This window comes from Streptomyces sp. NPDC003011 (assembly GCF_053591515.1).
In genome coordinates this window covers 1-13,068 of record NZ_JBSFTY010000017.1, presented here as the reverse complement: position 1 = coordinate 13,068, position 13,068 = coordinate 1, and the positions used below count along the sequence as shown (strand labels likewise).

11 protein-coding genes are annotated in these 13,068 nt (G+C 74.5%); 8 read left to right on the top strand and 3 right to left on the bottom strand.

The window, feature by feature from the left end:
- Window positions 1–2 precede the first annotated feature (2 nt).
- Window positions 3–197, bottom strand: a complete 195-nt coding sequence (locus ACWD0J_RS11560) for a hypothetical protein (protein ID WP_451495566.1) — start codon at window positions 195–197, stop codon at window positions 3–5.
- Window positions 198–367: 170 nt separating this feature from the next.
- Between ACWD0J_RS11560 and ACWD0J_RS11555 the strand changes: the two genes are divergently transcribed.
- From ACWD0J_RS11555 to ACWD0J_RS11545, 3 genes are all read left to right on the top strand, one after another.
- Window positions 368–1,627: a sensor histidine kinase gene (locus ACWD0J_RS11555; protein ID WP_451495565.1), complete on the top strand. Its 1,260-nt coding sequence runs from the start codon at window positions 368–370 to the stop codon at window positions 1,625–1,627.
- A 92-nt stretch (window positions 1,628–1,719) separates the two neighbouring features.
- The gene (locus ACWD0J_RS11550; protein ID WP_451495564.1) at window positions 1,720–2,418 is read left to right on the top strand and encodes a response regulator transcription factor; all 699 of its coding nucleotides are present in this window, start codon (window positions 1,720–1,722) and stop codon (window positions 2,416–2,418) included.
- A gap of 44 nt (window positions 2,419–2,462) precedes the next feature.
- Window positions 2,463–3,650: a cytochrome P450 family protein gene (locus ACWD0J_RS11545; RefSeq protein WP_451495563.1), complete on the top strand. Its 1,188-nt coding sequence runs from the start codon at window positions 2,463–2,465 to the stop codon at window positions 3,648–3,650.
- Between the two features lie 100 nt (window positions 3,651–3,750).
- On the opposite strand, the gene ACWD0J_RS11540 is transcribed toward ACWD0J_RS11545, so the two are convergent.
- Window positions 3,751–4,755, bottom strand: a complete 1,005-nt coding sequence (locus ACWD0J_RS11540) for a Gfo/Idh/MocA family protein (protein WP_451495562.1) — start codon at window positions 4,753–4,755, stop codon at window positions 3,751–3,753.
- Between the two features lie 130 nt (window positions 4,756–4,885).
- Between ACWD0J_RS11540 and ACWD0J_RS11535 the strand changes: the two genes are divergently transcribed.
- The 5 genes from ACWD0J_RS11535 to ACWD0J_RS11515 all read left to right on the top strand — a co-directional run bounded on the left by ACWD0J_RS11535 (window position 4,886) and on the right by ACWD0J_RS11515 (window position 12,880).
- Window positions 4,886–5,623 carry a GntR family transcriptional regulator gene (locus ACWD0J_RS11535; protein ID WP_451495649.1) on the top strand — a complete coding sequence of 246 codons (738 nt, stop codon included), beginning with the start codon at window positions 4,886–4,888 and terminating at the stop codon, window positions 5,621–5,623.
- A gap of 546 nt (window positions 5,624–6,169) precedes the next feature.
- Window positions 6,170–7,318 carry an ROK family glucokinase gene (locus tag ACWD0J_RS11530; RefSeq protein ID WP_451495561.1) on the top strand — a complete coding sequence of 383 codons (1,149 nt, stop codon included), beginning with the start codon at window positions 6,170–6,172 and terminating at the stop codon, window positions 7,316–7,318.
- The gene (locus tag ACWD0J_RS11525) at window positions 7,315–7,896 is read left to right on the top strand and encodes a sugar kinase (protein ID WP_451495560.1); all 582 of its coding nucleotides are present in this window, start codon (window positions 7,315–7,317) and stop codon (window positions 7,894–7,896) included. The genes ACWD0J_RS11530 and ACWD0J_RS11525 overlap by 4 nt, the downstream gene beginning before the upstream one ends.
- Window positions 7,897–7,991: 95 nt before the next feature.
- Window positions 7,992–10,817: a DEAD/DEAH box helicase gene (locus ACWD0J_RS11520; RefSeq protein ID WP_451495559.1), complete on the top strand. Its 2,826-nt coding sequence runs from the start codon at window positions 7,992–7,994 to the stop codon at window positions 10,815–10,817.
- Complete coding sequence (locus tag ACWD0J_RS11515) at window positions 10,814–12,880, top strand: SWIM zinc finger family protein (protein WP_451495558.1); 2,067 nt, start codon at window positions 10,814–10,816, stop codon at window positions 12,878–12,880. Before ACWD0J_RS11520 ends, ACWD0J_RS11515 begins: the two co-directional genes overlap by 4 nt.
- A 6-nt stretch (window positions 12,881–12,886) precedes the next feature.
- Here the strand turns inward: ACWD0J_RS11515 and ACWD0J_RS11510 are convergent.
- On the bottom strand, window positions 12,887–13,068 hold a 182-nt coding region (locus tag ACWD0J_RS11510; RefSeq protein WP_451495557.1), incomplete at its 5' end, for a hypothetical protein.

Here is a 13,068-nt window from a genome sequence, read left to right as displayed (position 1 = left end):
CGTCACCGCCGGCTCTCCGCGGCGGCGAACAGGGCGAACGCCAGCACGACCAGCGCGGCGCTCGCGTAGACCTCGTAGCCGTCGAGAAAGCCGACACGCTGCACGACACCGATGTGCCAGTCGGTGAACTCGTGCAGCAGGCCCATCCCGCCCTGCACCAGGGCGAGGAATCCGAGTAGCTCCAGCAACTGCTTCACAGGACCGACCCTCGCCCCGCGGACCCCCCGCAGACATCGGCCGCGGGGCGAGGCAGGTCCGCCGCAAGCATCGCTTCCGCCGGGGCCGGCGCGCCGAAAGTCTGCGGCGCCGCGACTTTGGTCGACGATCCCGTGCGCGCGGGAGTGGCCGGAGCCGTCTCTGCATAGATTTGTCGACCGTGAGTGGTGAGGAGAGCGCGGTCGTGCCGAAGGCCTTCGCCGGGCGGCGATGGCTGCTGCCGTCGGCCCTGCTGGCGGAGTTCGAACCCGACGCCGGCCGGCCCGGACGGCGGCCCCGGCGCACCGGACGCGACTGGATCGTCGACTTCTCCTGCTTCGGCCTGGCCGTGCTGATCGGCGTCCTCGGCGCCGACGCGGTCACCGACAACCCGCACGTCCCGCACCACCTCGCCGTCCTGGACCAGCTGCTCGGCGCCCTCGCCTGCGCCGCGGTGTGGCTGCGCCGCCGCTGGCCGGCCGGGCTGGCCGTGGCGACCCTCCCGGTGGGCGTGGTCTCCGACACCGCGGGCGGCGCCTGCATGATCGCCCTGTTCACCGTCGCCGTGCACCGGCCCTTCCGGCACGTGGCCTGGCTGGGCGGCCTGAACCTCGCGACGGTCCCCGTCTACTTCTGGCTGCGCCCCGACCCCGAGCTGCCGTACGTCGCCGCGGTCGCCCTCTTTCTGGTGCTGACCGCCGCGCTGGTCGGCTGGGGCATGCTCGTGCGCGCCAAGCGGCAGCTCATGCTGAGTCTGCGCGACCGCGCCCGGCGGGCCGAGACCGAGGCGCGGCTGCGCGCGGATCAGGCCCAGCGGCTCGCCCGCGAGGCCATCGCCCGGGAGATGCACGACGTGCTCGCGCACCGGCTGACGCTGCTGAGCGTGCACGCGGGCGCCCTGGAGTTCCGGCCGGACGCGCCCCGGCAGGAGGTCGCCAGGGCGGCCGGGGTCATCCGGGAGAGCGCGCACGAGGCCCTGCAGGACCTGCGGGAGATCATCGGTGTGCTGCGGGCGGGCGACTCCGACGACGCGGGCCGCCCGCAGCCGACGCTGGCCGCGCTGGACCTGCTGGTCGCCGAGTCCCGCGAGGCCGGCATGAAGGTCACCCTCGACAGCCGCGTCACCGACCCCGGCGCGGTCCCCGCCTCGGTCGGCCGCACCGCGTACCGCATCGCCCAGGAGGGCCTGACCAACGCCCGCAAGCACGCCCCCGGCACCGAGGTCACGGTGTCCGTCACCGGCGCTCCGGGCGAGGGCCTCACCGTGTCCGTGCGCAACCCGCCGCCCGAGGGCGAGGTCCCTCCCGTCCCCGGCTCCGGACAGGGCCTGATCGGCCTCACCGAACGCGCGACGCTGACCGGGGGCCGGCTGGAACACGGGCGGGCGGCGGACGGGGGGTTCGGGCTGCGCGCGTGGCTGCCCTGGGGATGAGACGCCACGCCCGCCAACTCCCGCCCCACAACGGCCACATCGGACCGCCCACGCGGGATTGCGCACCGTCCGATCGTGATTACGTAGGCTCCATGACTGCGATCAGAGTGCTGCTCGTCGATGACGACCCGCTGGTCAGAGCCGGCCTGTCCCTGATGATGGGCGGCGCCGAGGACATCGAGATCGTCGGTGAGGCGGCCGACGGATGCGAGGTGGAGACACTCGTCGACCGCACCCGCCCGGACGTCGTCCTGATGGACATCCGGATGCCGTCGGTGGACGGCCTGACCGCCACGGAGCGGCTGCGCGGCCGGTCCGAGGCCCCGCAGGTCGTGGTCCTGACCACCTTCCACGCCGACGAGCAGGTGCTGCGGGCCCTGCGCGCGGGCGCCGCCGGATTCGTCCTCAAGGACACCCCGCCCGCCGAGATCCTCGCCGCGGTACGCCGGGTCGCGGCCGGCGACCCCGTCCTGTCGCCCACCGTGACCCGCCAGTTGATGGCCCACGCGGCCGGCAGCGCCGCCGACACGCGCCGCACGCGCGCCCGCGCGCGGATCGCCGCTCTCAACGACCGCGAGCGAGAGGTCGCCGTCGCGGTCGGCCGGGGCCTGGCCAACGCGCAGATCGCCGCCGCGCTCTTCATGAGCGTCGCCACGGTCAAGACCCATGTCTCCCGCATCCTGGCCAAGCTCGATCTCAACAACCGCGTGCAGGTCGCCCTGCTGGCGTACGACGCGGGACTTCTGGAGGAGCTCGAGGAACTGGAGGAAGGGAAGGGGAACGGGCACTAGCCGGGGCGGCCGGGCGTTGTCGGAGCAGTGGGAGGGGGAATGCCATGGCAGAGGTGATCGACCTGGGGGAGTACGGCGACGCGTTCCGCACGGACCCGCATCCCGTGTACGCGAAGCTGCGCGCGTCCGGCCCGGTCCACCGGGTGCGACCGCCCGGGTCGTACGACGGCTGCCGGACCTGGCTCGTCGTCGGGTACGAGGAGGCGCGGGCGGCGCTCGCCGACCCCCGGCTGTCCAAGGACAGCCGCGGGATCGGAGTGACGTTCCGCGACGAGGAGCTGATCGGCAGGCATCTGCTGGGTGCCGACCCGCCCGAGCACACCCGCCTGCGCGGACTCGTCTCACGGTCCTTCACCATGCGCCGGGTGGAGGAACTGCGGCCGAGGATCCAGGAGATCACCGACGACCTGCTCGACGCGATGCTGCCGCGCGGCCGTGCCGACCTCGTGGAGTCCCTCTCCTACCCACTGCCGATCACCGTGATCTGCGAACTCCTCGGCGTGCCCGAGGTGGACCGTACGGAGTTCCGGAAGCTGTCGACGGAGGTGGTCGCCCCCACCAGCGGCCAGAGGGAGTACGACGCCGTGGTGCGGCTCGCCGAGTACCTCACCGAACTGATCGAGGACAAGCGGTGCGCCGGACCGAGCGGTGGCGACCTCCTCGGCGACCTGATCCGCACCACCGCCGAGGACGGCGACCGCCTCTCCCCGACAGAACTGCGGGGCATGGCGTTCATCCTGCTGATCGCCGGCCACGAGACGACGGTCAACCTCATCACCAACGCCGTCCACGCCCTGCTCACCCACCCCGCCCAACTCGCCGCCCTGCGCGCCGACATGAGCCTCCTCGACGGCGCGATCGAGGAGACGCTGCGCTATGAGGGCCCGGTGGAGAACGCCACCTTCCGGTACGCCGCCGAGCCCCTGGAGATCGCCGGCACACCCGTCGAGCAGGGCGACACGGTGATGATCGGCCTCACCGCGGCCGACCGCGACGGCTCCCGCTACCCGGCCCCGGACCGCTTCGACATCCGCCGGGACAACCGCGGCCATGTCGCCTTCGGCCACGGCATCCACTACTGCCTCGGCGCCCCGCTGGCCCGCCTCGAAGCCCGCACGGCGATCCGCTCCCTTGTGGAGCGGGCCCCCGGTCTCGCCCTCGCCGCCCCACCGGGCGACTGGCTCCCCGGCATGCTGATACGCGGGCTGCGCGGCCTGCCGGTGCGCTGGTAGGCCGGTGAGCGACACGAGCACCACCTCCCGGTCGCGGATGCCGTCCCCGGCGCCGGTCCCGTCGGCCTGCTCGGCGCAGCCCGGCTCGGCCCGGCCGGGGTCACACGCCCGGAATCTCCGCCAGTCCCACCGCCCGCCGCTCGCGCCGCGACACCTCGCAGGCCTCGGCGATCCGCAGGGCCTGCAAGGCCTCCCGCCCGTCGCACGGGTTGGCCAGCTGCCCCCGGACCACGTCGACGAACGCGCACAGCTCGGCCTCGTAGGCGGGGCCGAACCGCTCCAGGAACCCCGCCCACGGCTTGTCCGCGGCCGGCGGCCCGGTCGGCTCGGTGGACGCGATCGGCGTCCGCTCGTCCAGGCCCACCACGATCTGGTCCAGCTCCCCGGCCAGCTCCATCCGCACGTCGTAGCCCGCCCCGTTCAGCCGCGTCGCCGTGGCCGTGGCGAGGGTGCCGTCGTCCAGGGTGAGCAGCGCCGCGCCCGTGTCGACGTCACCCGCCGCACGGAACATCGCCGGACCGGCGTCGGACCCGGCCGCGTACACGTCGACGACCTCGCGCCCCGTCACCCAGCGCAGTATGTCGAAGTCATGGATCAGGGTGTCGCGGTAGAGCCCGCCGGACACCGGCAGGTACGCGGCCGGCGGCGGCGCCTGGTCGGACGTCAGGGCCCGCACGGTGTGCAGCCGGCCGAGCCGCCCCGCGCGCACCGCCTCGCGCGCCCCCGTGTAGCCCGTGTCGAAGCGGCGCTGGAACCCCATCTGCAGAACCGTTCCAGCCTCCTCGACCTCGCCGAGCGCCTGTAAGGTGCCCGCCAGATCGAGCGCGATGGGCTTCTCGCAGAAGACCGGCAGCCCCGAGCGTGCCGCCCGGCCGATCAGTTCGGCGTGCGCTGATGTCGACGTCGTGATCACCACGGCGTCCACGCCCCAGTGGAAGATCTCGTCGACCCCCGGTGCCGCCGTCTCGCCCAGCCGGTGGGCGAGCTCCTGGGCCCGGGCCGGGTCCGCGTCCGTGAGGATCAGGGACCCGACCTCGCGGTGCCGGCTGAGCGTGTTCGCGTGAATGGTGCCGATACGACCCGTACCGATGACTCCGATGCGCATGGGAACAAAGTGCGTGCGGAGCCGCCGCGCTGTCAATGCGCATGTCCGGACAACCGAACTACACGACTTCCCGTCAACCATCCACGGAGCTACGCTCGGGCCCGTGCCGAAACCAGAAGTGGACCCCGCCGTGACGCTCGATCTCCACGTGGACCGCAGCAGCCCCGTGCCGCTGTACTTCCAGCTGTCCCAGCAACTGGAGGCGGCGATCGAGCACGGGGCGCTCACTCCAGGCAGCCTGCTCGGCAACGAGATCGAGCTCGCCGCGCGGCTCGGCCTGTCGCGGCCCACCGTCCGCCAGGCCATCCAGTCGCTCGTCGACAAGGGCCTGCTCGTGCGCCGCCGCGGGGTCGGCACCCAGGTCGTGCACAGCCAGGTCAAGCGGCCGCTGGAGCTCAGCAGCCTCTTCGACGACCTGGAGGCGGCCGGCCAGCGCCCCGCCACGAAGGTGCTCGTCAACACGGTCGTCCCGGCGCCCGCGGAGATCGCGGCCTCGCTCGGCGTGGCCGAGGGCAGCGAGGTGCACCAGGTGGAACGGCTGCGCCTCGCGCACGGTGAGCCGATGGCGTACCTGTGCAACCACCTGCCGCCCGGCCTGATCGACCTGGACACCGGACAGCTGGAGACCACCGGCCTCTACCGGATGATGCGTTCCGCCGGGATCACCCTGCACAGCGCCCGCCAGTCCATCGGCGCCCGCGCGGCCACCGCCGCCGAGGCCGAGCGGCTCACCGAGCAGGAGGGCGCTCCGCTGCTCACCATGCAGCGCACGACGTTCGACGACACCGGCCGCGCGGTCGAGTTCGGCAGCCACACCTACCGTCCCAGCCGCTACTCCTTCGAGTTCCAGCTGCTCGTCCGGTCATGAACACCGCCCCCGGACGGTCCTGACCCGGTCCGATCCGGCGGGCGCATTGGTCGCAATGTAAGGACATGCGACCGACGGCCTGCGGCCACGCGACCGTCCGCCGGGCGGCGAACGCCCGCGACGAGAGCCCGGGCGACGAAAGCCCGGGCGACGAGAGCCCGGATGTCGTGTGCGTCACCCGCACTCCGTGTCCCGCACACTCCGTGTCCCGCACACTCCGTGTCACCCGCACTCCGGGTCCCGGGCACCCGGTGGGAGACCGGTTGGTGCCGCCGGAGCGGGGCAGGATGGTGGGCAGTCACAGCGTGACTCCATCGCCGTGGACCGGATCACCGCCGACGAGCCGACGCGGCCGATGGCAGGCGGAAACGAGCTGAATGATCTACGCCATGAGCTTCGGCGGACGCCTCAGGAGTACGGGGCACTGTCGGTCCGCGCCCCACCGCGCGGGCGCGCCCGGTGCCGCACTCCCACCCGGCGACGATGTCCGGCTCCCTTTGCTCCCCCGCACGCACCCCGTCCGAGCGTGAGGCAGAATCAGGCCCGATGAGCACCTACGGCACCTTCAGCGCCCCCATCGGCTCCCGCCGCGCGACCGCGCTCCGCACGGTCGGCACGAGGGAGCGCCGCTCCCACCTCACCGCTCCCCGCGTGCCCACGGTGGGCATCGACATCGGGGGCACGAAGGTGATGGCGGGCGTCGTCGACGCCGACGGCAACATCCTGGAGAAGCTCCGCACGGAGACCCCGGACAAGTCCAAGAGCCCCAAGGTCGTCGAGGACACCATCGTCGAACTGGTCCTGGACCTGTCCGACCGGCACGACGTGCACGCGGTCGGCATCGGCGCGGCCGGCTGGGTCGACGCCGACCGCAATCGCGTCCTGTTCGCGCCCCACCTGTCCTGGCGCAACGAGCCGCTGCGCGACCGCATCGCCGGCCGCCTCGCCGTGCCCGTCCTGGTCGACAACGACGCCAACACGGCCGCCTGGGCCGAGTGGCGCTTCGGCGCCGGCCGCGGCGAGGACCACCTCGTCATGATCACGCTGGGCACCGGCATCGGCGGCGCGATCCTGGAGGACGGGCAGGTCAAGCGCGGCAAGTACGGCGTCGCCGGCGAGTTCGGCCACATGCAGGTGGTGCCCGGCGGCCACCGCTGCCCGTGCGGCAACCGCGGCTGCTGGGAGCAGTACAGCTCCGGCAACGCGCTGGTCAGGGAGGCGCGCGAGCTGGCCGCGGCCGACTCCCCGGTGGCGTACGGGATCATCGAGCACGTCAAGGGCAACATCGCCGACATCACCGGCCCGATGATCACCGAACTGGCCCGCGAGGGCGACGCCATGTGCACCGAACTGCTCCAGGACATCGGCCAGTGGCTCGGCGTCGGCATCGCCAACCTCGCCGCCGCCCTCGACCCGTCCTGCTTCGTGATCGGCGGCGGGGTCTCGGCCGCCGACGACCTGCTGATCGGCCCCGCGCGGGACGCCTTCAAGCGGCAGCTCACCGGGCGCGGGTACCGTCCCGAGGCCCGGATCGTCCGCGCCCAGCTGGGGCCCGAGGCCGGCATGGTCGGCGCCGCCGACCTCGCCCGTCTCGTCGCCCGCCGCTTCCGCCGCGCCAACCGCCGCCGGGTGGAGCGGTACGAGCGCTACGAGCGGTATACGGAGGCCCGCCGTACGTCGCAGGGGTCCGCGTGACCGCCCCGCTCCCAGGACAGGGCGCGGCCTCGGACGAGCCGGACCGGCCGGCCGAGGACCGCCGGCACATGATCCGCCGCAGGGCGCTGACGCTGAGCATCATCGTGCTCCTGATCGGTGTCCCGGCCGGCTACCTGGTGATCTCCGCCAACCAGAGCCGCGACAGCGGCAAGGACAAGGAGGCGAAGTACTCGGCGACCGGCCTCACCGCGGGCTGGCCCTCCAAGGTCCAGCGCCGTCTGTACCAGGTGCCGGTCCCGCACCCGGCGGACCAGATCGCGTACTACGAGACCAACAACTGGAAGACCAGCCGTCTCTACGTCCAGTTCCGCACCAGCGGCGCCGGCCTGGACGCCTTCCTCACCGGCATCGGTGCCGACCGGGGCGAACTGAAACAGGGCGACATCACCATCAGCGGCCGGGACCAGAACGTCACCGGCTGGTCGTTCCAGGGCCCCGGCCCCTGGTCGGGTCTCGTCCACACGCAAAAGAACCCGGCCCCCACCCAGGACGTCGTCGTCAACCTGTCCGACCCGGCGTCCCCCATGGTGTACGTCGTGTCCCGCACAGTGCCGTAGCAACGGCTCAGGCCGGTCGCCGGAGCCGATTGTCAGACCCCGCCCGTAGAGTCGAAGACGACTGACCGGCACACGGGCGGGAGGTGGCAGGGCGTATGAGGGACACGGCATCGGTGGCCGGGCGGGCGGGGGAGAGCGTCCCCGTCCGGCTCGCCGCCGTCTTCCTGCCCGCGCCCCTGCCGCGTGACGGCCGTGTCGCCTTCTGGGACCCCGAGGACGGCGAGGTGCCCGCCGCCCACTGCGAGATCACCGTCGTCCGGCGGCACGGTGCGGCGGTGCGCCGCAGGACCGCCCCCGCGCTGACGCTGCCCCTCGGCGACGCCCTGCCGCTGCTCGTGCGCGCCCGGCGCGATCCCGCGGCCCACCCCGCCACCGCCTGCTGGGGCGCTGCCGCGCTGCACGCGCTGCGGCTCACCGCCCGCGGCCGGCTGCTCCCCGGCCTGACGGCCACCGGCCACGACGCCTGGCGGGCCGGCCCCCTGGACCCGGACGACATCGCCCACCTGCGCGCGGTCGCCGCCGCCCTGCCGTACGAAGGCCACGCGGTCCCGCTGTCCGGCCCCGGGCCGATCCGGCTGCCCGAACCGGAAGCGCTGATGCGCGCCTTCGTCGACGCGGTCGCGGACACCCTGCCCCGCACGCCCGCCGCGCCGTACGTCTCCGGCAGGCCGTTCGCGGCCCGTGAGCCCCAGCGGCTGCCCGACGCCCAGGACTGGGCCGCGGAGGTCGCCGCCGGCATGGACGCGGGGGTGCGGATCTCGCTCCGCCTCGACCTGTCGGCGTACGACCTGTTCGACGACTCGGGCGACCGCGTGCGCAGCGCCGGCGCGGCGGTCGTCCAGGTGCACAGCCTCGCCGACCCCACGCTCATGGCGGACGCGGCGACCCTGTGGGCCGGCGGGGCGGACGTCGCCTTCGGCCCCCGCGCGCGGGTGGACGCGGCCCTCGCGGTGCGGCGCGCGGCCCGCGTCTGGCCCCCGCTCGACCGGCTCTCCGAGCAGGACGTGCCCGACGTACTGGCGCTGTCCGACGAGGAGGTGGGCGACCTGCTCGGTGTGGCCGCGACCCGGCTCGCGGCGGCCGGGGTCGCCGTGCACTGGCCCCGGGACCTCGCGCAGGACCTCAGCGCGGCCGCGGTGGTGCGGCCCGCGCCGGGCTCGGCGACCGACGGCACCGGCTTCTTCGAGAGCGAGGAACTGCTCCAGTTCCGCTGGCAGCTGGCGCTCGGCGGCGATCCGCTCAGCGAGGCCGAGATGGACGCTCTCGCCGAGGCGCACCGCCCGGTGGTCCGCCTGCGGGACCAGTGGGTGCTGGTCGACCCGGCCCTCGTCCGCAAGGCCCGCAAGCGCGAACTGGGCCTGCTCGACCCGGTCGACGCGCTCTCCGTCGCCCTCACCGGCAGCGCGGAGGTGGACGGCGAGACCGTCGAGGCGGTTCCGGTGGGCGCCCTGGCCACGCTGCGCGACCGGCTGACGGCCGGACTGCGGCCCGTCGAGCCGCCCGCCGGTCTGCGAGCGACCCTGCGGGACTACCAACTGCGCGGTCTGGCCTGGCTGGACCTCATGACCTCCCTCGGCCTCGGCGGCTGCCTCGCCGACGACATGGGACTCGGCAAGACGATCACCCTCATCGCGCTGCACTTGCGCCGGGCGCGTCCGGAGCCGACCCTCGTCATCTGCCCGGCCTCCCTGCTCGGCAACTGGCAGCGGGAGATCACCCGGTTCGCGCCCGGCGTCCCCGTCCGCCGCTTCCACGGCCCGGACCGCACCCTGGACGGCCTCGACGGCGGTTTCGTCCTCACCACGTACGGCACGATGAGGTCGACGGCACCGCGCCTGGCCGAGCAGCGCTGGGGCATGGTCGTCGCCGACGAGGCACAGCACGTGAAGAACCCGTACTCGGCGACCGCGAAGGCGCTGCGCACGATCCCGACCCCCGCGCGCGTGGCCCTGACCGGCACCCCGGTCGAGAACAACCTCTCCGAGCTGTGGGCGCTGCTGGACTGGACGACACCCGGACTGCTGGGCCCCCTGAAGTCCTTCCGCGCCCGGCACGCGCGCGCGGTGGAGAACGGCGAGGACGAGGAGGCGGTCGCCCGGCTGGCCCGCCTGGTGCGTCCCTTCTTGCTGCGCCGCAAGAAGTCCGACCCCGGCATCGTCCCCGAACTGCCGCCGAAGACCGAGACGGACCACCCGGTTCCGCTCACGCGTGAACAGGCCGCGCTGTACGAGGCGGTGGTGCGCGAGTCGCTGCTGGCCATCGAGACCGCGAACGGCATCGCCCGCCGGGGCCTGGTGCTGAAGCTGCTGGGCGCGCTGAAGCAGATCTGCGACCACCCCGCGCTGTACCTGAAGGAGGACGTCCCGCCGGCGGCCGGCGACCGCCTGGCGGCCCGTTCCGGAAAGCTCCTCCTCCTCGACGAACTGCTGGACACGCTGCTGGCCGAGGACCGCTCGGCGCTGGTCTTCACGCAGTACGTCGGGATGGCCCGCCTGATCACCTCCCGCCTGGCCGGCCGCGCGATCCCGGTGGAACTCCTGCATGGCGGCACGCCGGTACCGGAACGCGAACGCATGGTGGACCGTTTCCAGGACGGGGCGACGCCGGTCCTGGTGCTGTCGTTGAAGGCGGCCGGCACGGGCCTGAACCTCACCCGCGCGGGACACGTCGTCCACTTCGACCGCTGGTGGAACCCCGCCGTCGAGGAACAGGCCACCGACCGCGCCTACCGCATCGGCCAGACCCAGCCCGTCCAGGTCCACCGCCTCATCACCGAGGGCACGGTCGAGGACCGCATCGCCGAGATGCTGGAAGCCAAGCGAGCCCTCGCCGACGCGATCCTCGGCTCCGGCGAGTCGGCCCTCACGGAACTGACGGACCGCGAACTGACCGACCTGGTCTCCCTCAGGAGCACGCCATGACCCCCGGCCCGGCCGACGAGGCCCGCCGAGCGCTGCGGGCGGCGCGGGAGCGTGGCCAGGGCACGCCCACGGACGCAGACCGCTCGGAGCCGCGACCGGAGCCGCGACCGGAGCCGCGAGCAGGGTCGCGCTCGGAACCACGACCGGATCAGGCCGACGAGCGTGCCGGCGATCGTGAGTCCGGCGGCGGTGAGTCCGGCGATCGTGAGTTCGGCGGCGGTGAGTCCGGCGACGTCGGCCGGCTCGCCCCGCCGAGCCACGCGGGTGACGCCGACCCCCAGGGCAGGCGCCCCGCGGATGTCGCGCGCGAGGCGTTGCGTGCGGCTCGCGGCGAGGCGCGGCGGACCCGGGCGGACACCCCGCCGCCGGGAAGGGAAGCCGCCGGCGCGCCGCGTCGTACGACCACGAGCGCCCTCTCCCGTTCTCCCCGCGCCGCGTCCGACCGCGCGGCCGGTCCCAGCCCCCGTGAGCGCGCCCGTGCCGTACGGGAGTTGCTGAGCGACGCTTTCCGCATGCCGGACACAGCGGCCCCGGCGGAAGGTGACGCCGGTGACGACGGCACCACCGGGACCCTGAGTCCAGCCGCGCCGACACCGACCGTCGCCCCTGACCCGACGCGTCCGGCCGCCGACACACCGGCCCCGGCTCACGACACGCCGGAACCCACCTCAGGCGTGTGGGACCCCTCAGCCGCGTCAGCCCCTTCAGCCCCGCCCTCCGCACCCGCCCCGCCCGTCACGGGACCCGCGGCGTTGCCCGCCCTCCCGCCCGCTTCCGCCCCGCCCCGCCACCCCCGCACCATGGCCGCCCCCGACCGCGACAGCGAACTGCGCCGGACCTTCCCCGCGTTCCCGCCCCGGGCGGCGGACGGCGCCGGGTTCGCCGAGACCTGGTGGGGCAATGCCTGGGTCACCGCGCTGGAAGAGGGCGCGCTGGACGCCAAGCGGCTGGCCCGTGGCCGCGGCTACGCGGAGCAGGGGCACGTGGACGCCATCACGGTGACACCGGGCCTCGTCCTCGCCTACGTGCAGGGCAGCCGTGCCAGGCCGTACCGCGTCCAGGTGCGGCTGCGCACCCTGGACGACACCGACTGGGACCGCTTCCTGCGCAGCGCCGCCGAACGGCCCGGCGACATCGCCGCGCTGCTCGACAAGGAGATGCCGGCCACCCTCGCCGACTCCGGCGTGCCGTTGCTCCCGGGCCCGGGCGACCTGGACCCCCGGTGCAGCTGTCCCGACTCCGGCCACCCCTGCAAGCACGCCGCCGCCCTCTGCTACCAGACCGCGCGCCTGCTGGACGCCGACCCCTTCGTCCTGCTCCTGCTGCGCGGCCGCGGCGAACGCGAGCTGCTCGACGCCCTGTCCCGCCTCAGCGCCGCCCGCGCGGCCCGGGCCGCGCGGGAGAAGGGACCGGCGCCCCTGCCCGGAGTGCGCGCCACGGACGCGCTGGCGCCCCGGCACCTCCCGCCTCTCCCGCCCCCCTCGCCGACGCCCCCGCACCCGGGGCAGCCCCCGGTGTACCCCGCGGCCTCCGGCGGCCCGGACCCGATGGCCCTGGACCAGCTGGCGACCGACGCGGCGGCCCGCGCCCACGCCCTGCTCGCCACCGGCCGCGACCCGGTCGGCGAACTGACCCTGTGGCAGGACGCCGTACGGCTCGCCGCGGCCCGCCCCGGTTCCGGCCTCACCGCCGGGACCCGCACCCTCTACTCCTCGCTCGCCTCCGCCACCGGCCGCACCCCGGCCGACCTGGCGCGCGCGGTCGCCGCCTGGCGGCAGGGCGGCCTGGAGGGCCTCACCGTCCTCGAAGAGACCTGGGATCCGCCGGCCGGCCGCTTCGACCGGGCCCGCCCCCTCCTCCTCGCCGCCGACCTCCCCGCCTTCCGCCCGTGGCGCAACCACCTCACCCACCCCCGCGGCCACGTCCAGCTCCGCCTCGGCCGCGACGGCCTGTGGTACGCGTACGAGTCGGAACCGGGCCACGACGACTGGTGGCCGCGCGGCACCCCCGACCTCGATCCGGTGGGCGCCCTCACCGGCCTCGGCACACCGGACGACCTCTGAACCCCCTCATCGCCCGGCGGAGTGGACCGCCGCCTCTCGCGGGCGCAGGCTTTCGGAGCGCCGCCCGAGCCGGCCGGCGGCACGTCCCGCGGCGACGACCTTGGTCAGCGGCCCCATGCCGGGCGAGGTCATCGTGGCCACCTCGACCGCGCCGCCGCGCCGCCGTGCCGCCGCGCCGCCGCGCCGCC